The sequence below is a fragment of the Lysinibacillus sp. FSL K6-0075 genome (genome assembly GCF_038592945.1).
In the GTDB taxonomy this organism is placed as follows: Bacteria; Bacillota; Bacilli; order Bacillales_A; family Planococcaceae; genus Lysinibacillus; species Lysinibacillus fusiformis_F.
On the sequence record NZ_CP151947.1, the window covers coordinates 4,336,390 to 4,356,405 of the forward strand.

Below are 20,016 nucleotides of genomic sequence, written 5' to 3' on the forward strand. Positions count from 1 at the left end.
ATATCGAAAACAAAAAAGACACGCTGACTACTCTACTAGTCGCATGTCTACGATATGTTTCATCACAAATAGTGTGTGAAACAAATTAGTGTTTATACATTTTTGTATAAACCTAAATCGTAGTCAAGTTATTTACGGTAACTTGGTAGAAACTCACGGGCCTTATCCCCGACATTATACGACGACGTATTTAATTTACATTCGTAATATATCATTTCATTTTTTAGATTTCAACCCTATTTCCGAACATTTTTCTAAAAAGAAATACGAAAGTTCGTGTAAAATTCTTATTTAATGTTCATGTTCTACTAAAATCGCTACTAAATAAACGATGTACTGAACATTCCACCAACCAATATAAAGCAAAAAACCCCCTAGATTTCTAGAGGATCCTTCCTTTGAATTTATGCCTTAGCTCATCACTTTACTTTGCAAGAGTTGAATTCTTTTTTCTAATTTCTCTTTCCAATCTTCCGCTAGTGCATCTACTGCTTGTATTTGTTTCATAGCGATCGCATCTTTGTTTTTAAAGTACACTTCATTGCAATACAAAACTGATATACGTGCAGGATGCTTTTCTACAAGCTCAATTGATGAATCTGCGCAAATTGTTCCTTCTTCTAGTACACGCGCAAGGAAGCCTGTATAGCCCGTTTCGATTAAACGTTTGAGTAATATGTTGGCCTCTGTATATCTATCAATCGTACTACACGGAATACGTCCTTGTGTAATTTGGATGACAACATCACCAATTTTATAAATATCACCAATACAAACATCTGCTTCTAACATATTCGTTACGGTTAAGTTTTCCCCAAATGCAGCAGTGGGTAACGTTTTTCCAAGTTCCTGTTCCCATTGTATGTAATGCTCCGCAGGATATAAACAAACTGCTCGGTCAGGGCCACCATGATGTTTTTTATCTGCCACATCATCCCCTTCAAAGCCTTGAGAGGACAAATAAACTTCTTGCACTCGTTGCTTTTCAATCCCTGTAATCATTGAACGCCCTTTACTATCAACCAATTCTTTTGGCATCCCAACAGCTAATGTATGAATCATTGGTATATTTTTCTCCATTTAAATCCCCCCTAATCTAAATAGTATAATTTCTTTTGCATTCTTTTAGTTTACTACACACAACACTTTACCAGCAATTTTTGCATGTTGAGATACTTCATTTGGCCATAAATTCAGCAAGAATTAAATCAAAAAAAGCCCTAAAAACCTCTCAGGGCTTTTAGGGCTATTGCTACTATTCCCACTCAATAGTTGCAGGTGGCTTAGATGTAATATCGTACAGTACGCGGTTAACATGTTTTACTTCGTTTACTAGGCGGACAGAGATTTTCTCTAATACATCCCAAGGAATACGTGCCCAGTCAGAAGTCATACCGTCGATAGATGTTACCGCACGGATACCGATTGCATAGTCATACGTACGTGCATCGCCCATTACACCAACTGAACGGATATCAGGTAATACCGTGAAGTATTGCCAAATGTCACGATCAAGGCCAGCTTTTGCGATTTCTTCACGTAGAATGAAATCCGATTCGCGAACGATTTCTAATTTTTCTTCTGTTACTTCACCAAGCACACGGATACCTAATCCAGGACCTGGGAATGGTTGACGCCAAACGATTTTTTCGTCAAGTCCAAGCTCTAAGCCTAGTGCACGTACTTCATCTTTAAATAAAGTTTTCAGTGGCTCGATTAGTTGGAATTGCATATCTTCTGGAAGACCACCAACGTTATGGTGTGATTTGATTGTTTGTGCAGTTGAAGTACCAGATTCAATAATATCTGTGTAAAGAGTTCCTTGTGCTAAGAAATCCATACCTTCAAGCTTAGATGCTTCTTCATCAAATACATAAATGAATTCATTACCGATAATTTTACGTTTTTTCTCTGGATCAGAAACGCCAGCAAGTTTGTCCATGAAGCGTTTACGTGCATCGATTTTAATAAGATTCATGTCAAAGTCTTCTGTGAATGTTTTCATTACTTGTTCAACTTCACCTTTACGGTTTAAGTTGTGGTCTACGAACATACAAGTTAATTGATCGCCGATTGCTTTATGGATTAACACTGCTACAACCGATGAGTCTACACCACCAGAAAGAGCACATAATACTTTTTTATCGCCAACCATTTCACGAATTTTTGCAATTTCAAGCTCAATGAAGTTTGCCATTGACCAATCGCCTTTCGCTCCACAGATGTCGAATACGAATTGACGTAATAGATCATTACCATATACAGAGTGACGTACTTCTGGATGGAATTGTACGGCATATAGCTTACGTTCAACGTTTGCCATTGCAGCAATCGGACAAGATGCGCTAGTTGCGATGACTTCAAATCCAGCTGGAACTTCTGTTACATGGTCACCATGACTCATCCAAACGATTTGTTCTGTAGGTAACTCACCAAATAATTTGTTTGGCGTTGTTACTTGAACTTCAGCTTTACCATATTCGCGTGTTTCAGCACCTTCAACTTTACCGCCGTTTGTATGTGCCATTAATTGCATACCATAGCAAATACCTAAAATCGGTAAACCTAATTCGAAAATAGCTGGATCCACATGGAAAGCATTTTCGTCATAAACAGAGTTTGGACCACCTGAAAAAATAATACCTGTTGCGTTCATATCTTTAATTTCTTCTGCAGTCACCGTATGTGGATGTAATTCACTGAAAACACCAAATTCACGAATACGACGTGTGATTAATTGGTTAAATTGGCTACCGAAGTCCAGTACAACGATTTTTTCTTGCTCTTTTATTAAAGGGCTAGCTGTCAAAATTTCCACCTCTTCTATTATTTTTAAAGGATATTTTCATTTGTTCAAAGAAAAACGCGAAGAAAGTAAAAAAACCTTCTACGCGTTCATAAGCTCTAGAATATTGATAAAGGCGAATGCGTAGCAAAGTAAAGTGATTTACTATACTTTTCACCTAGCGAAAACATCCGCCTTCATAGAGAAATCATTTGAGGTGATTTCGTAGAAACATCCGAACCCTATTATCGAACTTATATGAAAGCAATCCTTGCATTTAATTTTTTTCATTTTACTCTTTGTCTACGCTAAAATCAACTGATAGTGCGATTGATTAAATATTCCCAACTTTCTTTCAGCTTTACAAAATCAACATCTTCTTTGTCTTTCCCATAAATATGTTGCTCATAGACTACCGTCAACTTCTGCATTTCATCTGTTTCTAATGCTGCATCTACACGCTCTGCGAATGCACTTAGCGTTTCTCCATCTTTTCTGCGCAAACCAATACGAGATAATTGCTTCAGTAAAACAAGGTAAGAAGAATCGAAATTTGACCAATCCGCTACTTTTTTACGGTATGCTCGTACATGCATCTTTGGAATCCATGTTTTACGCTGTAAGAATAAAGAAATACTCGTGATTATTAATACTACAAGAATTATCACCCAAACATAAGTAAACTTTTTCAGCCATATCCACATTGCATCAAAGCTAAAGGCTGATTTCAGCTGTTCCTTCTCAGTTACCTGTTCTTCCGGTTGTGGTTGCTCAGGCTTTTGTTCTGGCTGCAACACTTCTTCCTCATCAGACGTATCTAATGGGATATCATAATCAATGTTCACATTCCCCGAAAAACCGATTGTCGGTTCAAACTCCATCCATCCCGTTCCAGGTATAAATGCTTCTACCCAAGAGTGTGCATTGTCGTTTGTGATGCGATATTCGCGTAATCCATCTGACATTGGCCCTGCAGTTCCAGGTGCAAAACCTTTCACCCACCGTGCTGGAATCCCTACTGAACGTAAGAGTACCACCATTGAAGTGGAGAAATTATCACAATACCCTACTTTTGTATCGAACAAAAATTGATCGACGTAATCTTGATTTTCAGCAGGAATTGCAGCTTCCGTTTTATCGTACTTAAAACCATTTGTTCTAAAATAACTTTCTACAGCCTTAATTTGTTCATAAACCGTATCTTTCTTTTGTGTTATTTCAGAAGCTAAGTCCCTTACACGTTGGGGAAGTTGGTTTGGTAACTGCAAAAATCGATCAAAAGAAGAGTCCATTGTTTCAAGTGTTGCAGGATATGACAATTGGAGTTGCTCCATACTATAAACTGGTTCGCTATATGCCAACGAATAGTTTGATAATGATTTTGATTCCCCTACCTGTTGCTCTATGTTCATTCTTTCAGTTTGCTCGTCTTGAATGAATAGCGTGGAATCTTGAGCAGAAACGGAAATCATACCATATGTTTGAATTAAAAATGGCATTGGAACAGCAATGTCTAATTGAATCTGACGTTCATTTTCGGGTGGTCCTACTTGTAAAGATGTCAGAATCGGTGTGTTTGACTCATAAACGTTTTTCCCAAAGTTCCCCTCTGAAACAATCCAGCCTTTTGATGTATACGTATCTTTTGTTTCAATGCGCCAATAGTGACGATCACGAGAAGAGGCAGTGAAAATTAATGTATTATCTCCTTGGAATGGGCCACCTAGCTGACTATCATCTTGGCTATAACCAACTGATTTTTGACCATTCCCACTTCCATCTTGTCCAGTAACTCCTTGGATAAACGGCACAGGATCAGCCCATGTTGGTCCAGTCTTCGGTAAAAAGAACGCTACAGAACTTACAAGCAATACGGATACAAGCATCGGAATAACAATTTTCCATTTCTCTATTACCGTACTTGTCGTTTCCACTTGAAGCCATAAACGTTTGACAAATAGTACGCCTGTCATGATTAATCCTAGAACAACGACTTTCACAATTGCCGCTTTACCATCATAATCACTAAATGTGTCCAAAGTGGCAATAAAGAAAACGGTCATAGCAAAAAAGTAGAATATATTTTTCCGTACCGAAACCCAATGGTGAATTAAATAAACCAACATCCAAATCAACACAAGAAATAAGACTGTTCTAAAAGAATCTGAAACCTGTCCAAAGTCACCCGTCAAGATAGTCGCCATATTTCCTTTCCATTCAGCCAATAAGAAAGGCAAAGTATCACCAGATAATACAGGACTAGGGCTATAGATAAAAACGATAAACCAGGTAATATAACCAAACTTCACTAATCCCGATAACAAAGGATGTACGCGGAATAAACTTAGCGCAAGAGACATGCCTATAAAGACTAAGAAAAGATGCATCCCACCAGTACTCGTTAATTGCATAATAGGGATAAGCCATTCACGCAAAATAAAAAATACAATAACATAAGCGATGGCTAATTCTAAAAATTCTCCCAATGATTGCTTCACGGTTTCATCACCTCCGTGAATAAATGATAGAAATCTGCTGGATTTACATAGATAACTTGAATATGTTTATACCGCATCGTATGTTCAGATTGCTCAGGTGGCTGCTTTGCCACTACAAAACAAATACAGCTTTTTACTATATTTGCAAGCATATGTAGTAATTCATCCGAAACATTACTTGTCACATAAAGTAGTGTGGCAACTTGCTTAAAGGCTTGTTGGTCATGGAATCGAAATTTCACATTTTCTGTAGGTTTTATAGCAGCTAAATGATACATAACCTGATCCAACTGCTTGTTACCCTGTATAACAGGGAATACTTTCGTCATTTCTCCAGCGGAAATAAATGATAAATCTCCACGTTCCTGAACGATCATCTGTAACATTGATGCTGCTAACTCCACTTTTTCTTCAAACATTAAGGAATTTGTAGCGTCCAGTACTAACATTAATTCAGATGATTGTCGATCCTCAAATTCCTTAGACTGTAAGGTTTGTGTTCGTGCAAACGATTTCCAATGAATCCATGAAAAACGATCTCCTGGAACATACTCTCTTAAACCAACAGCCATAGACGTGTCCTTCACAATAGAATAAGGTGACATCATAGGGCCAACATCATATTTTGTTTGAAGCGCAGCGTATTTCATCTCTTGTATTCTTGGATAGACCAAAATAGTTTGTTCCTTTTCTGCTACAACAATCTTTTTTGCCCAGCCAAAGAAATCATAGAAAACAATTGTAACTCCCAGGTAGCGATGTTCTCCACGTGGCATATTCTCTAATTCATAATGCCAGCTAAAGTTTTTTTTAAATCCAACGAACTTAATAGCATTCGCATTTTGTATTTTAGCTTGCACTAATCCTTCACTATCTACAAGTTCCTCCATTATGATATAGGCAAATGGGAAACGTGTTTTTCGTTCTATCGTAATAAACACCTTCGCCGATTGACCCCGTTCTATATGCATCGGGTCAATCTTACGTTCTATTAGTAAAATATCTTCTCTAATGATAAAGAACAGGAATGCGTACACTAAAAATGGACTAACTGTAAAAAATACAAACCAGCTGACAAAACCACCTTGGAACATTGCATAACAAAATGTTACGATCATCAAGAAAGCGATTAATAGGAAATGCTTACTTTTTTCTACAAAAGCTTTCCATCGCCTCATTGTTCTGCAAACCTCTTTGTTGGAACTGGTGTTTTGGCAATGATACGCTGGATAATTTCGTCCGGTGTCACGTTATCATAGCGTGCATCTGGTTTTAAAACTAAGCGATGGCTAAAGACAAATGGCACTAGATATTGAACATCATCAGGTGTTACATAGCTTCGACCTTTCAAAAATGCGTAAGCTTGAGAAGCTTTCATTAGCGCTATTGTTGCTCGCGGACTCACACCTAAATAGACATAATTATTTTCCCTTGTTTGGGCAGCAAGCTCCACCATATAATTTTTAACAGAATCTTCTACATACACACCTTGAACAAGTTCCTGTAATTCAATTAATTGCGCCACAGATAACACTGCTTCGATTTTTTCAATGGCTTTACCATTCTCAGCTCTTCGCAAAATTTCAACTTCCTGCCCCCTAGATGGATAACCCATTTTTATCTTTAAGAGAAATCGATCTAGCTGTGCTTCAGGTAAAGGATAGGTACCTTCATGTTCAATCGGATTTTGTGTGGCCATAACAAAAAATGGCTGATTAATTATCAGCGTTTTTCCATCAATTGTAACAGAGGCCTCCTCCATTCCCTCTAACAGGGCTGATTGAGTTTTTGGCGACGTTCGGTTTATTTCATCGGCTAATACAACATCCCCCATGATTGGCCCAGGACGAAATTCAAACTCCATAGTCTTTGGATTATAAATTGAAATACCAACTACATCTGAAGGCAATAAATCCGGTGTAAATTGAATACGCTTAAATTGTGCATCAAAAGATTTTGCAAGTGCTCGCACCATCATTGTCTTTCCTACTCCAGGTACATCCTCTAACAATACATGTCCCCTTGCTAATAATGCGACAATACTGAGCTCAGCAACTTCTCTTTTACCAATCATTACTTTTTCTATATTTTCTAAAACGTTCTGTATTTGAGCATTCATTTATCGAAAAGCCTCCCATTCCATCCAGCAATTGCGTGAATTGCAAGCAAACTTATTCTAAGCATAGCGAAATCTGTCTTGTAAAACAATTATCTGAAACTTCTACTTCCTACTAGCACTCATAAAAAAGGCTTGTTTGACAACATCCAAACAAGCCCAATCCTTATTATATAACGTCATTATCCATTAGAATGTTACAATTTCAATCTTTTTAACCATATTTCTTCTAAAGATGTAGAATTTTCTTGTGAAAAAATTTCAGTTATCGCCCCAGAAATAATAATTTTTCCTTCATGTAAAACTAACACATCATCCGCTATTTCTTCAGCAAAAGACAGCAAATGAGTAGAGAATATAACCGTATTCCCTTTTTCCTTTTCCTCCAACATCATATTTTTCAACTGTGCTATCCAAAATGGATCTAGGCCATTGGTTGGCTCATCTAATATTAGTAAAGAACCGCTACCAAGTAGGCTTTGGGCTAGGTTTAGCCGCTGTAGCATCCCTTTGGAAAAGTGTTTCGCTCTTTGCTTCCGAACATCCCATAAGGAAACACGCTTCAACACACTTTCTTGTTCATATTTATCTACTTGTTTTAAAGATGCCAACAGCTCTAATATTTCAGCGGCAGTTAGCATAGTTGGAAAATTTATATCATCAGGCATGTAACGGATTATTTGTGGTATATGCCATATCATTTCACCGGACTGCGGCTGCTCTTGACCAGTTAATAAACGAATCAAGGTACTCTTTCCAGCCCCGTTTCCTCCAACCAATGCGAGAATTCGACCAGCATGCAGCGCAAAGGAGGCATCTTTTAAACCTCTATCATTTTCATAAACATTAACTACATTTTTTCCTTCTAACAGAATCATCGCTGATGACCCTCCTTTAATAACTTCGAAGCAAGTATTAGCGGTAGTGCAATCCAAAGTATCGTGACGATTCCATACACTGCATGACCATAAGGTGATAAGTAGAACTTCGTTACACCATAAAAGGCAGGGCCAAGCACACTAGCTTGATTGCTGAATATAAAATAACCAAAGCGCAGCCATTCTACTGGATTTATATGTATCGTTATGATGGTAAGCTTTTGCAATATATGACCGGGAACCACTGCACCTAGAGCCATTAAGGCATAAGAAATGAGCAATAAAAGAAAGGACCATACAACAAGGGATAATGCAAGCGCAAATAATCTTGTTTTGGCAAATGCCCCTAGCACGATTCCTAAAGACACAAAGATAAAGATACATAATAGCGTAAGGATAACTAAAACAATCGGTAACCGTACGCCAACTAGTAAACTACCTACTGTTAACACAACACCCAATGCCACTAGTACCACTAATAAAAACGCAAGTACTGTAGCCACATATTTGCCTATAATAAATTGTATACTTCTCATTGGATATGTTTTTAATAATGAAAACCAACCAGATTCTATATCACCAGCTATACTCATACTGCCAATGGTTAAGATAAATAATGGCAACAGAAACAATAACACATTTAAAAACGATGCCGTTTGACGCGTAAAGCCCTCCATATCTGGTAAAGCCATTTGTTGAATGACGATAATGGCAACGAAAATAAACGTAAAAAGAAAAGCTACTAGCTGCATCCATCTACTTCTTAAAATCTGCTTCAGCTCTATTTTTACAAACATCACTCATGGATCCCCCAATTTAATGTCAGCAAATCATGATAGGCTAATAGTTGACCCTCTCCTTCATCATTCATCCATACCTGTGCTTCATCTTTTGTAGCAAATGCAATAACTCCATAGTTCATTGGCGTCCAATAATTTTTGTTGTACACATAAATCGCTTTATAAACGTCAATCCATTCATTATTTGCTTTATTTTTAATATAGGCTGCGCCAACTTCATTCTCGCCATTTAGCTCAAGGTAGTCTAGCAGACAGCCAATATCATCAAAAATCTCATAGTCTCCATTTTTCAATACAATTTGTCCAGCATATTCATTATGAACAATGCTCATATTACAAACTTTACAAACATCTGTTTCACTAATAATTTCCCGTGGAGGATATGTTTTTTCACCACAACCTACTAAAATAACTCCACATAAAATTAGCATCGTTATCCATCTAGTCATACTCGTATCCCTCTTTTCCAAAGCCATAAACTACACATAGATACCACTAAACCGATAAGCAATTGTACGTTATTTAACGAAAGTTCTGTCTCTTTCATATTACTCATTAATTTCGGTTCATTATCTACCAGTAGGTTTCGTTCTGTTTTATTAATGTGTTGATCTAGTGACGTCAGGATAACAACGCTTGGTGATGCCACAAAAAATTGATAAACTGGCTGTCTCACCATCCATTGTCCAAAACTTGATACAGCCACGTAGGGAACATCTCCAAAACCATCACCTGCAACATCTAGCCCTGTATAATCATCATAAAAATTATGCTTTAGACGTAAACCTTGACTGTCTGACCTTGCCGTTAATATATTTCCTGTAAACTGATTATCCATAATGGTTGAACGCTCATCGACTTTTGTACCTTCTAATGCCGTTTGATTCATTTGAAAGCGATTTTCTTGTATTTGAATGATGGAACTTTTCTGCAAAGCTACTCCCACACGATTATGTTGAAAGCTGTTTTTTCTTATCATCGCTTCCTGTGTGTCATACATCAAAACTCCATAACTATTGAAACCATTATGAGTACTCACTGTATTACTACTTATTTCTAAATCAGTAGTCATCATGACCATAAGACCTGTGACATTATGTAAATATGTATTGAACAGCACCTTCACACCACTTGAATACATAAAATGTGTTCCATAACGACTTTTTGTTACTTTGTTTCGTTGCACATCAATTCGCTTCACTTCTTCAACGTATATACCATCCTGCACTTGTTCAATCGTATTTTGTTCGATCGCGACATCCTCACTTTTAAAAACCGCAATTCCATTTCCTTTTTCAGCAAAGTGTGACTCATTACCAATGATCCTATTTTCTAAAATTCGAATATGCCTTGACCGTTGAATATGTATACCAGCTTGGACATCTTTTAGTTCGATCGCTCTCAGCTCTAAATTCTCCGTCTCATTTGCAACAATTCCTTTATTTTTTGCTATTATCCTTATATTTTCTATCGAAACATTTGTTGCATGGTCAATTTTCAATGCAGGTTCATCATTTTGAGAATAAAGCTCAGTCCCTTTATGTCCGTACAGTTTGATCGGTTTCCTCACGATAAAATTCCCTTGGTAACGACCAGCAGGAATATGAATACTATCTCCAGCTTTTGCTTGATCAATAGCAAATTGAATATCAAATTCCGCATATGCCGTTTGACTTGTAAATAGAAAAAACAATAAGAGTAAGCCTATTTGTTTCATCACTCTTTACCTCCTCATTCAGCATGAAAAGACTAGAGGAATTTCCCTAGTCTATGATTTAATGACTGTGTCCTTCTTGATTCATCTCATTCGAATGCATGGATCCAGATGCATCGTTTTCTTCCTCAGCCTTTTTTTGCATCATTTTCTTCCGTCTCTCCAATGCGTCATCTTTAATTTTTTGTAGTTCTTCCACATAAGCTTTCGGATTTTCTTGCATATATTTATCTGCTTCAGCCTTGTCCACGAAATAAATATAGCCCCAATTCATCGGAGATTTCAGCTCTGTTTTTACAATGGTTGCATCTTCAATCTTTGCCCAATCTTTCGTCACAAAATCACGCACAAATTTTTCGTTTTTTTCTTCATTTGCAACCTCTGCATTTAATAAACAGCCAATATCATCATAAAAAGCGATGGTTCCATCTTCTTTTATTGCTTGTGCTGAAAATACGCCCATCTCATGATCTTTCATATAAACCTTCATGTTACACATTTCACAAATTGTATCTTCCTTCGGCTCTTGTAATCGTGTATCTACTAGCGAAGCAACTTGTACAGAATTTTTCACGGTTTCTGATTCATTTTGCGTCGCTTCTTGCCCAATTTCATTTTCTTCTACCTGGGCTTTTTCGCTGCCACATGCTGCAAGTACAAATAATAATATTAGTGCAGGTAACCATAATTTTTTCACAACGTTTTCCTCCAAATTTCGTTTTCTGTTGCCATATCCTACATTACAGATTAGTTGTGAAATTAGTTAAAAATCGCAGTGAAATATTGGAAAAATTTTCTTGAACATTAAATGAACATCTTCACTTCAAATATTTTGAATTTAGTGCTTTCATTTACTTCCTCCTCAAAAATAAAAACTCCCCACACGGATGTGGAGAGTTTGGCTTATATGGAAGAACGGTAACTATTGAGTCGCTTCTTTTGTTTGTTTAAACGACTTAGCTTTAATGCCGTTTCATTTAATTCACGACGAATTTGCAAATCACTAGCACTATCTACATGGCTAGGTGCGATCTGTTGATGTGGTTGTGAATTTGCTGAAGCAATCGTTGAACTATGCGTCTTCTCTTTATTTTTTTGTAATCTATTTTTAAATTGCTTTTGTGGATTTTGACTAAAATTATGGCTGAGATCACCCGCATGTAAATACTGTTGTTCCTGCCGAAAAACACTACTTGTCGTTGCACTCACTCTAGAAGTCCTCATAAAAAGTTACCCTCCCCTACATTTTATTATCCTTATAGGTAATTATATCGACATTATATGCTGACAATTAACAACATAGAACCAAAATGCATAAAAAAAGAGTGAAAAGAGCTATTTTCAAAAGCGGAATCCACTTTCTTTATAACTCTTTTCGCTCATCTTACTTCCAAAAATCATCAAATATTGTAATCGGCATATGCCGTTTATGTTGGGAACGCAAATAATATCCTTCTAATATTTGGCGAGGTTCTTCAGGAATTTCTTTACCCTCTAAATAATCATCAATTTGATCATACGACACACCTAGCGCCACTTCGTCTGGTAATGAGGGACGGTCTTCTTCTAAATCTGCTGTCGGCACCTTTTTATAAAGATGCTCAGGACACTTAAGCTCTGCCAACAATTGTTTTCCTTGTCGTTTATTTAAACGAAAGATTGGCATTAAGTCTGCTCCACCATCTCCAAACTTCGTATAGAAGCCTGTAATAGCTTCCGCAGCATGATCCGTTCCTAACACAACCGCTCCATTCATTGCAGCAATTGAATATTGGACCTTCATACGCTCACGAGCTTTTTCATTCCCTTTCACGAAGTCATTTAGCTCAACACCAGCATTTGTTAGAGCCTTCACACTAGCATCAACAGCATCTTTTATATTTACCGTATAAACTTTTGTTGGCTTTATATAATCAATGGCATCCTTACAATCTTGTTCATCAGCTTGTACGCCATATGGTAAACGTACAGCGAAAAATGAATACTTCATTTCTCCCTCTTCTGCATTTAATTCATCAATCGCCAACTGCGCTAGTTTTCCTGTCAATGTTGAATCTTGACCACCAGAAATACCAAGAACAAATCCTTTTACAAAGCTATAGCGTTTTGCATATTCCTTTAAAAAATCAATGGATTTACGTATTTCTTCCTGTACATCAATATTAGGTAATACACGTAATTCCTCAATAATTTGTTGTTGTAAAGTCATTGCACCTGTCACTCCTTTTTTACATTCGTTTAACCATCGCGTGCACTTCTTCAATATTACGCATCTTATTATCCCAGCATTTTTGACTGAGATCGACCGGATACTCTTCAGGATTCATCGCACGCTTATATTCATCCCATAACAACTCTAAATTTTCCGCAGCATAATCACGCATTTCCTCTAATGTAGGATTTTGATAATTTATAGCTCCGTTTTTAATAACATGCTGATGTAAATTTTTTGCTTCAAAATTCGTGACAAACTTTGAGACAAACGTATGAATTGGATGGAACATTTTAATACGTTCCTCAGCTTGAGGATTTTCATCGTGCATTGTGATGTAATCTCCCTCTGCCTTTCCATTCTTTTTATCGATAATACGATAGACATTTTTTAATCCCGGCGTTGATACCTTTTCCGCATTAGCCGAAATTTTGATTGTATCTTCAAGTTGCCCTTCGCTATTTTCGATAGCCACCATTTTATAAACAGCACCTAATGCAGGCTGGTCGTAAGCTGTAATAAGCTTTGTACCAATTCCCCAAACATCTACTTTTGCTCCTTGAGATTTTAAATTTAAGATTGTGTATTCATCTAAATCATTCGAGACAATGATTTTGGCATCATGGAAGCCTGCAGCATCCAACATACGACGAGCTTCTTTTGATAAAAACGCGATATCACCGCTATCTAAACGTATGCCAATAAAGTTAATTTTGTCTCCTAGCTCTTTAGCTACTTTAATAGCAGTTGGCACACCTGATTTCAATGTATTGTAAGTATCTACTAAAAAAACACAATCACGATGACGTTTAGCATAAGCACGGAATGCATCATAATCATTTTTATAAGCTTGTACTAACGCATGGGCATGTGTACCAGAGACAGGAATCTTAAAAAGTTTACCTGCTCGAACATTACTTGTGGAAGCAAAACCACCAATAAACGCTGCACGCGTTCCCCAAATAGCAGCATCCATCTCTTGTGCACGCCTTGTGCCAAATTCCATCGCCACTTCATTTTTGATAATTTGCTTTATACGGCTAGCCTTTGTGGCAATTAATGTTTGATAGTTAACAATATTAAGTAATGCTGTTTCAATTAGCTGTGCCTCCACTAACGGAGCTTCAATTCGGACAATTGGTTCATTAGCGAAAACTAACTCCCCTTCTACCATGGAATACATATCCCCAGTGAATCGAATGTTTTTTAAATACTCGATAAAATCCTCTTTATAACCTACTTCATCACGTAAATACGCAATATCCGATTCACTAAAATGAAAGTCACGTAGATAATCAAGCATTCGCTCTAACCCAGCAAATATGGCATAGCCATTACCAAAAGGTAATTTTCTAAAATACAATTCAAAAACTGCTTTTTTATTATGTATGCCATCCGCCCAGTAGGATTCTGCCATATTGATTTGATATAAGTCTGTGTGTAGCGCTAAGCTATCATCTGCATAGTTTGATCTCAAAAGAAACCCCTTCTTCCGCTTTGATAATTAGTCCTAGTATACACTATATACCCAAATTCTTGCGTATTACATTCCCTCTTATAGATGTTAGGTTTTCTAACATAAATAGTCAGAAAATTTAGAACTGTACACATTTTAGACACAAATTTTAGTACCGCTTTCATTCCCTTTATAAAAACCTTTTTTCTAAAATATTTCGAGTGTAGAAATATTCTATGTTAAGTAACCTTACATAGATTCTAAAAAAACAATTGCACTGTTTTTAATACCGTTTTAACATGTAAATTAAATTCACGCAAGGAGCTGGTACACATGAAAAAAATTGAAGCAATCATTCGACCTGAAGTTTTTGGAGCAGTTCGGGATGGACTTGCACAGGAAGGAATTGCAGGGTTAAGCGTTTCTGAAATTGCTGGTTGTGGACGTCAGCTAGGTAGAACGGGACTCTTCCGCGGCAATACGTATGAAATCGAATTTTTACCTAAATTAAAATTAGAAATGATTGTGGACGACAGAAAAGTTGATGCCATCGTAGAGATTTTATTGCGTGAAGCAGCAACTGGTAAAGTTGGGGACGGGAAGATTTTCATTTATCCAGTAGAACAAGCAATTCGTATCCGAACAAAAGAAGTCGGATCGATTGCAGTAGAATAAAGGGGGCGATATAGATGGATGAAGTACTATTATCTGTTAATTTAATTTGGGTGATGCTTGGCACTATTTTAGTATTCTTTATGCACGCAGGTTTTGCCATGGTCGAGGCAGGTTTTACCCGCTCGAAAAATGCAGTCAATATCATCATGAAGAATTTCCTTACCATTTCCCTAGGTGGCATCGTCTATTTTTTATGTGGCTACGCCATTATGTTTGGCGACACAGTAGGTGGCATTTTCGGCACTAGTGGCTTTGCTTTAAAAGGGGTGGATGATCTTTCCTTCTTTATCTTCCAAACAATGTTTGCTGCAACAGGAGCAACTATTTTATCGGGTGCTGTGGCAGAACGTACTAATATTTTTGCTTATGTCGGAATCATTATACTTATGTCTTTAGTTGTTTATCCTGTAGTAGGCCACTGGGTTTGGAGTGGGCAAGGTTGGTTAACAGATTTAGGTTTTGTTGACTTTGCTGGCTCGACAGTTGTCCACTTAACAGGTGCTGTGGCAGCATTTGTCGCAGCTGTCATGGTTGGACCGCGACTTGGTAAATATGAAAATGGTCGAGTAAATGTTATTACAGGACACAGTATTCCATTAGGAGCCTTAGGCGTATTTTTACTTTGGTTTGGTTGGTTCGGCTTCAATGGTGCTTCTACGTTAGCTGCCGATCCAGAGCTAGTTCCTAGTGTTATTGCCAATACATTTTTTGCAGCAGCAGCTGGTGTAGTGGCTACTGCCTTCTATACAAAATTCCGTTACGGACATATCGATGGCTCACTTACATTAAATGGCGCATTAGCAGGGCTTGTAGGGATTACTGCTGGTGCAGCAAATGTCAGCATTTTTGGCTCGCTTATCATTGGCTTAATTGCTGCACCCCTACTTGTCGAAGGAGTACGCTTCCTAGAGTGGAAACTAAAAGTTGATGATCCTGTTGGAGCGATTGCTGTTCATGGTATTTGTGGTATTTGGGGAACACTGGCAGTTGGTCTATTTGATGTTGGAGGTCAAGGCTTATTCTACGGCGGTGGTATTGGTCTATTTGGTATTCAAGCAATCGGTGTTATTGCAACTATTGCTTGGGTTAGTGTATCAGTAGCAGTTGGCTTATTGATCATCAAAGCATTTATTCCACTACGCGTAACGGCTGAAGAAGAAATTGCTGGGTTAGATGTAATGGAACACGGAACGCCTGCCTATGAATACCAAGATATTTTCAAAAGCTCTGCTGTACGAGGAGAAACCTTTGCTCATCGTTTAACACATTTCGGTAAAACACAGAATAATGTTCAAGAAGAACAACATGTATAGCAAATAGAAAAATCTGCTCCTTTATCTTTGGATAGTGGGGCAGATTTCTTTTTGGTGAACTCCTACCTTGTTCATTTACGGAGGAGGCAAGTTTCTTTGTTTGCAGTGATCGAATCTATAGAAAAAGTGCTCTTTATTTTGCTAAAAGCGATCAATTTTTTAGCAAAAGCGCTCTTTCCTTTGTTAGAACCGCTCTTTTCCTTACCAAAAGTGCTCTTTCCTTTGTTAGAACCGCTCTTTTCCTTACCAAAAGCGCTCTTTCCTTTGTTAGAACCGCTCTTTCCCTTACCAAAACCGCTCTTTCCTTTGTTAGAACCGCTCTTTTCCTTACCAAAAGTGCTCTTTCCTTTGTTTGAACCGCTCTTTTCCTTTAATTTAGCAACCGATTACCTTTTATAATTAAATTATTTCGCTTCAATCGATCTATTCCTTCTCTAATTCAAGTAAAAACTGCTTCATAGCTAGTCCACTTCTGAAGCCTGTTAATTGACCATTTTTACCAATGACGCGATGACATGGAATAATCGCTAGTATTGGGTTTGCTCCAATAGCAGTCCCTACAGCTCTAACTGCTTTCGGATTACCAATGCGTTGTGCGATATTTCCATAGGACGTTGTTGTCCCATAGGGTAATTCCTTTAAAGCATCCCAAACTGCTAATTGAAATGTTGTTCCTTTCACATGGATTGGCAGGTCAAACTCAGTAAGTTCCTTCTTAAAATAAGCTGTTAGCTGATCTTTATATGGTTGCAATTTTTCTGAACTCTCTTCAAAGCAATATCCTTTAAAGGGTTTTTTAGCCCAATCTTGCACTTCATCGAATGATGCATTGGGGGTGCCTATATAAACAAGGCCTTTGTCTGAAGCCACTACATACATATCACCTTGTGCATACGTTAATGTATCGAAATACAATATTTCCATTCCCAAATCCCCTTCTTTCTTCTATTTCAACTGCAACTTCCAGTCATTTCATGCTACAGTTATTTTACTGACTATAACAAAGGAGTTTCAATAGATGAATACGTTATATGAGCCTGCCATTCACTTTCAACAAGTTCATTTTTCAGTAAATGATAAAATAATCTTAAAGTCAATTACTGGGTCATTTCCAAAAGGGCAAATCACCACTCTCGTTGGCCCTTCTGGTGCTGGTAAAACAACGTTACTTAAATTATGTAATGGCCTTCTTTCACCAACAAATGGGCATATACTCGTTAATAATCAGCCTATTTCTACATATGAGCCTACAGCTTTAAGAAGACATGTTGGCATTGCTTTACAAGCAGCTCCTATGCTAGCAGGTACAGTGTTAGAGAATCTCGCCCTTCCCCGTACACTGCAAGGACAAAAACTTTCGCAACAGGAGGCTGTTCAATATTTAGAAGACGTTGGGTTAAACGAAAGCTTCTTACATCAATCTACAAATGAACTATCAGGCGGACAACGTCAAAAGGTATCTATTGCACGGACGCTTATCAATCAATCCTCTATTTTATTATTAGACGAAATAACATCTGCCCTGGATCGTCAATCCGTACAGGACATAGAAAAATTGATTGTCACCATTAACAAAAAATACAATGTCACCATGATTTGGATTACGCATAATTTGCAACAAGCATTAACGATTGGTCACTATACATGGGTTATGATGAATGGGGAGTTAATTGAAACTGGTAAAAGTACTTTGCTCAGTGCACCAACGAATCCACGTGTTGCAGAGTTTGTACAGGGGGTAAACAAATGACCTATACAGCTTTATCACTGACATTAATTTTTGTTTGTATTCCTTTACTCTTATCCAAAATATTAAAGTTAGAGCTTGAAAAAGATACGCTCATTGCAACATTGCGCTCCATCTTTCAATTGCTTGCTGTCGGCTATATATTAAAATTTGTCTTTGACGCAAATAGTTACATCTATATTTTTCTCATGGTAGCGCTAATGATTATCGTTGCTACCTTCAATGCAAGGAAAAAAGGAACAGGTATAAAAGGAATCACTTGGAAAATAGCACTGACGCTTATTGTGATAGAAATGGTTACACAAGGTGTCTTGCTAGGCTTTAAAATTGTTCCAGCAACTGCTCAGTATATCATCCCTATTAGCGGGATGTTAATCGGTAATTCCATGGTGCTATCCATTTTATTCTTAAATCGTTTTATAGCTGAAATTACTAGTCAGAAAGATCAAATGGAACTAATTTTATCGCTAGGTGGCACTCCAAAACAAGCGATTCATCGCCAACTGATTAATGCCATAAAAGCTAGTATGATTCCTACTATTGAGAGTCAAAAAACAATCGGCTTAGTACAGCTACCAGGTATGATGAGTGGTCAGATTATCGGGGGAGCTGACCCTATTCATGCGGTCCAATTTCAACTTTTAATCATCTTTGCTCTCTTAACAACTGCAACATTATCCAGTATTATGATTGGTTTTTTAAGCTATCCTGCGCTATTTAATGAACGTATGCAATTACTTGAAATGAAATAATTGTTAGGCTGAAATGAATATAGTTTAAATAATTTATGTTATACTAAAAAGAAAATGCAGTTAGGAGAATGACCATGTTATTACGCGATTTTTTCATCCATTTATCTGAGAACCAACTATTAAATAGTGCTGCAAAGAAATATGGCCTAAAATTAGGAGCACAAAGTGTAGTAGCTGGTACAAATATCGAAGAAACAATTGCAAGCATCAAAGAACTAAATGCACATAATATTTCTTGTACAGTAGATAACCTAGGTGAATTTGTTTCAAGTAAAGAAGAAGCAACTGCTGCTAAAGAAAAAATCCTTGCTGTGATTGAAGCTATTCATGAAAACGGTGTAGCTGCACATGTTTCTTTAAAGCCATCTCAATTAGGTTTAGATATTGATGTTGATTTTTGTTATGACAATCTGTATGAAATTGTAGAAAAAGCCGCTTCATATGATATCTTTGTTAACTTTGATATGGAAGACTATGGCCGTCTACAAACATCCTTTGATATGGTGGAAGAATTATCTAAAACATTTAATAATGTTGGTACAGTCATCCAATCATACTTCTACCGTGCAAAAGATGATATTGAAAAATTCAAGGACTACCGTTTACGTATTGTAAAAGGTGCTTATAAAGAGCCAGTAGAAGTGGCCTATCAAGATAAATTAGATATTGATTTAAACTTTATTGAGTTAATTGAATATCACCTACTAAACGGCAAATTTACGTCAATCGCAACACATGATCACAATATTATTGCGCACGTAAAACGCTTTGTAGCTGATCATAATATCCCACTAGATAAATTTGAATTCCAAATGCTATATGGTTTCCGTACTGATATGCAAAAAGAACTTGCAAAAGAAGGCTATAACTTCTGTGTGTACGTGCCATTCGGCGAAGATTGGTACGGCTATTTCATGCGCCGTTTAGCTGAGCGTCCTCAAAATCTTAACCTTGTCACAAAACAAGTATTTACGAAAAAAACGAATACAGTTCTTGCAGTAGCAGCAGGTGCATTCGTTCTGGGACGTTTAACAAAAAGCAAAAAGTAAAATTAAAAAGAACCTTGTCGC

The 20,016-nt window shown here is 37.2% G+C and carries 20 protein-coding genes and 2 riboswitches; of the genes, 6 read left to right on the forward strand and 14 right to left on the reverse strand.

The window, feature by feature from the left end:
- Positions 1-100: 100 nt before the first annotated feature.
- A riboswitch (purine riboswitch) is annotated at positions 101-202 on the reverse strand.
- A gap of 209 nt (positions 203-411) precedes the next feature.
- From MHB65_RS21650 to MHB65_RS21710, 13 genes are all read right to left on the reverse strand, one after another.
- Complete coding sequence (locus tag MHB65_RS21650; RefSeq protein ID WP_205445753.1) at positions 412-1,080, reverse strand: MOSC domain-containing protein; 669 nt, start codon at positions 1,078-1,080, stop codon at positions 412-414.
- 175 nt (positions 1,081-1,255) lie between these two features.
- Positions 1,256-2,809 (reverse strand): glutamine-hydrolyzing GMP synthase, encoded by a 1,554-nt coding sequence (gene guaA, locus MHB65_RS21655; RefSeq protein WP_205445755.1) that lies wholly within the window; start codon positions 2,807-2,809, stop codon positions 1,256-1,258.
- A 156-nt stretch (positions 2,810-2,965) separates the two neighbouring features.
- Positions 2,966-3,067: riboswitch (purine riboswitch) on the reverse strand.
- Positions 3,068-3,099: 32 nt separating this feature from the next.
- Positions 3,100-5,283: a transglutaminase domain-containing protein gene (locus MHB65_RS21660; protein WP_342441680.1), complete on the reverse strand. Its 2,184-nt coding sequence runs from the start codon at positions 5,281-5,283 to the stop codon at positions 3,100-3,102.
- Positions 5,280-6,461: a DUF58 domain-containing protein gene (locus MHB65_RS21665; RefSeq protein WP_342441681.1), complete on the reverse strand. Its 1,182-nt coding sequence runs from the start codon at positions 6,459-6,461 to the stop codon at positions 5,280-5,282. The genes MHB65_RS21660 and MHB65_RS21665 overlap by 4 nt, the downstream gene beginning before the upstream one ends.
- On the reverse strand, positions 6,458-7,402 hold the full coding sequence (locus MHB65_RS21670) for a MoxR family ATPase (RefSeq protein ID WP_205445760.1): 945 nt from the start codon (positions 7,400-7,402) through the stop codon (positions 6,458-6,460). Before MHB65_RS21670 ends, MHB65_RS21665 begins: the two co-directional genes overlap by 4 nt.
- A gap of 194 nt (positions 7,403-7,596) precedes the next feature.
- Positions 7,597-8,277, reverse strand: a complete 681-nt coding sequence (locus tag MHB65_RS21675; RefSeq protein ID WP_342441682.1) for an ABC transporter ATP-binding protein — start codon at positions 8,275-8,277, stop codon at positions 7,597-7,599.
- Entirely contained in the window at positions 8,274-9,074 is an 801-nt protein-coding gene (locus MHB65_RS21680; protein ID WP_342443775.1) for an ABC transporter permease subunit, read from the reverse strand. The genes MHB65_RS21675 and MHB65_RS21680 overlap by 4 nt, the downstream gene beginning before the upstream one ends.
- Complete coding sequence (locus MHB65_RS21685) at positions 9,074-9,526, reverse strand: nitrous oxide reductase accessory protein NosL (RefSeq protein WP_342441683.1); 453 nt, start codon at positions 9,524-9,526, stop codon at positions 9,074-9,076. Before MHB65_RS21685 ends, MHB65_RS21680 begins: the two co-directional genes overlap by 1 nt.
- Complete coding sequence (locus MHB65_RS21690) at positions 9,523-10,794, reverse strand: NosD domain-containing protein (protein ID WP_342443776.1); 1,272 nt, start codon at positions 10,792-10,794, stop codon at positions 9,523-9,525. The genes MHB65_RS21685 and MHB65_RS21690 overlap by 4 nt, the downstream gene beginning before the upstream one ends.
- Before the next feature lie 58 nt (positions 10,795-10,852).
- Positions 10,853-11,488, reverse strand: coding sequence for a hypothetical protein (locus tag MHB65_RS21695; protein WP_342441684.1), 636 nt, complete (start codon positions 11,486-11,488; stop codon positions 10,853-10,855).
- A gap of 206 nt (positions 11,489-11,694) precedes the next feature.
- Positions 11,695-12,015: an NAD synthetase gene (locus tag MHB65_RS21700; RefSeq protein ID WP_205445765.1), complete on the reverse strand. Its 321-nt coding sequence runs from the start codon at positions 12,013-12,015 to the stop codon at positions 11,695-11,697.
- 160 nt (positions 12,016-12,175) lie between these two features.
- Positions 12,176-13,000: an ammonia-dependent NAD(+) synthetase gene (gene nadE / locus MHB65_RS21705; protein ID WP_342441685.1), complete on the reverse strand. Its 825-nt coding sequence runs from the start codon at positions 12,998-13,000 to the stop codon at positions 12,176-12,178.
- Positions 13,001-13,019: 19 nt separating this feature from the next.
- Entirely contained in the window at positions 13,020-14,480 is a 1,461-nt protein-coding gene (locus tag MHB65_RS21710; protein ID WP_342441686.1) for a nicotinate phosphoribosyltransferase, read from the reverse strand.
- 312 nt (positions 14,481-14,792) lie between these two features.
- On the opposite strand from MHB65_RS21710, the gene MHB65_RS21715 reads away from it, so the two are divergent.
- From MHB65_RS21715 to MHB65_RS21725, 3 genes are all read left to right on the forward strand, one after another.
- Complete coding sequence (locus tag MHB65_RS21715) at positions 14,793-15,134, forward strand: P-II family nitrogen regulator (RefSeq protein ID WP_205445770.1); 342 nt, start codon at positions 14,793-14,795, stop codon at positions 15,132-15,134.
- A 14-nt stretch (positions 15,135-15,148) separates the two neighbouring features.
- Positions 15,149-16,447, forward strand: a complete 1,299-nt coding sequence (locus MHB65_RS21720) for an ammonium transporter (protein ID WP_205445772.1) — start codon at positions 15,149-15,151, stop codon at positions 16,445-16,447.
- A 96-nt stretch (positions 16,448-16,543) separates the two neighbouring features.
- The gene (locus MHB65_RS21725; protein ID WP_342441687.1) at positions 16,544-16,846 is read left to right on the forward strand and encodes a hypothetical protein; all 303 of its coding nucleotides are present in this window, start codon (positions 16,544-16,546) and stop codon (positions 16,844-16,846) included.
- 24 nt (positions 16,847-16,870) lie between these two features.
- Here MHB65_RS21725 and MHB65_RS21730 read toward each other — a convergent pair whose 3' ends face one another.
- Complete coding sequence (locus MHB65_RS21730) at positions 16,871-17,371, reverse strand: methylated-DNA--[protein]-cysteine S-methyltransferase (protein ID WP_205445776.1); 501 nt, start codon at positions 17,369-17,371, stop codon at positions 16,871-16,873.
- A gap of 94 nt (positions 17,372-17,465) precedes the next feature.
- Between MHB65_RS21730 and MHB65_RS21735 the strand changes: the two genes are divergently transcribed.
- The 3 genes from MHB65_RS21735 (at position 17,466) to MHB65_RS21745 (ending at position 19,995) form a co-directional block, all read left to right on the forward strand.
- Complete coding sequence (locus MHB65_RS21735; RefSeq protein ID WP_342441688.1) at positions 17,466-18,197, forward strand: phosphate ABC transporter ATP-binding protein; 732 nt, start codon at positions 17,466-17,468, stop codon at positions 18,195-18,197.
- A complete protein-coding gene (gene fetB, locus MHB65_RS21740; protein ID WP_205445779.1) occupies positions 18,194-18,946 on the forward strand; it encodes an iron export ABC transporter permease subunit FetB in 753 nt (250 codons plus the stop codon). The genes MHB65_RS21735 and fetB overlap by 4 nt, the downstream gene beginning before the upstream one ends.
- A 74-nt stretch (positions 18,947-19,020) precedes the next feature.
- Positions 19,021-19,995: a proline dehydrogenase family protein gene (locus MHB65_RS21745; protein ID WP_342441689.1), complete on the forward strand. Its 975-nt coding sequence runs from the start codon at positions 19,021-19,023 to the stop codon at positions 19,993-19,995.
- Positions 19,996-20,016 lie beyond the last annotated feature (21 nt).

Excerpts from the sequence above, each read along its gene's own strand:
- fetB (WP_205445779.1), top strand. The coding sequence starts at position 18,194 with ATGACCTATACAGCTTTATCACTGACATTAATTTTTGTTTGTATTCCT.
- MHB65_RS21675 (WP_342441682.1), bottom strand. The coding sequence starts at position 8,277 with ATGATTCTGTTAGAAGGAAAAAATGTAGTTAATGTTTATGAAAATGAT.
- MHB65_RS21730 (WP_205445776.1), bottom strand. The coding sequence starts at position 17,371 with ATGGAAATATTGTATTTCGATACATTAACGTATGCACAAGGTGATATG.
- MHB65_RS21700 (WP_205445765.1), bottom strand. The coding sequence starts at position 12,015 with ATGAGGACTTCTAGAGTGAGTGCAACGACAAGTAGTGTTTTTCGGCAG.
- MHB65_RS21680 (WP_342443775.1), bottom strand. The coding sequence starts at position 9,074 with ATGTTTGTAAAAATAGAGCTGAAGCAGATTTTAAGAAGTAGATGGATG.
- MHB65_RS21650 (WP_205445753.1), bottom strand. The coding sequence starts at position 1,080 with ATGGAGAAAAATATACCAATGATTCATACATTAGCTGTTGGGATGCCA.
- MHB65_RS21715 (WP_205445770.1), top strand. The coding sequence starts at position 14,793 with ATGAAAAAAATTGAAGCAATCATTCGACCTGAAGTTTTTGGAGCAGTT.
- MHB65_RS21665 (WP_342441681.1), bottom strand. The coding sequence starts at position 6,461 with ATGAGGCGATGGAAAGCTTTTGTAGAAAAAAGTAAGCATTTCCTATTA.
- MHB65_RS21720 (WP_205445772.1), top strand. The coding sequence starts at position 15,149 with ATGGATGAAGTACTATTATCTGTTAATTTAATTTGGGTGATGCTTGGC.
- MHB65_RS21690 (WP_342443776.1), bottom strand. The coding sequence starts at position 10,794 with ATGAAACAAATAGGCTTACTCTTATTGTTTTTTCTATTTACAAGTCAA.
- MHB65_RS21670 (WP_205445760.1), bottom strand. The coding sequence starts at position 7,402 with ATGAATGCTCAAATACAGAACGTTTTAGAAAATATAGAAAAAGTAATG.
- MHB65_RS21735 (WP_342441688.1), top strand. The coding sequence starts at position 17,466 with ATGAATACGTTATATGAGCCTGCCATTCACTTTCAACAAGTTCATTTT.
- MHB65_RS21685 (WP_342441683.1), bottom strand. The coding sequence starts at position 9,526 with ATGACTAGATGGATAACGATGCTAATTTTATGTGGAGTTATTTTAGTA.
- MHB65_RS21745 (WP_342441689.1), top strand. The coding sequence starts at position 19,021 with ATGTTATTACGCGATTTTTTCATCCATTTATCTGAGAACCAACTATTA.
- nadE (WP_342441685.1), bottom strand. The coding sequence starts at position 13,000 with ATGACTTTACAACAACAAATTATTGAGGAATTACGTGTATTACCTAAT.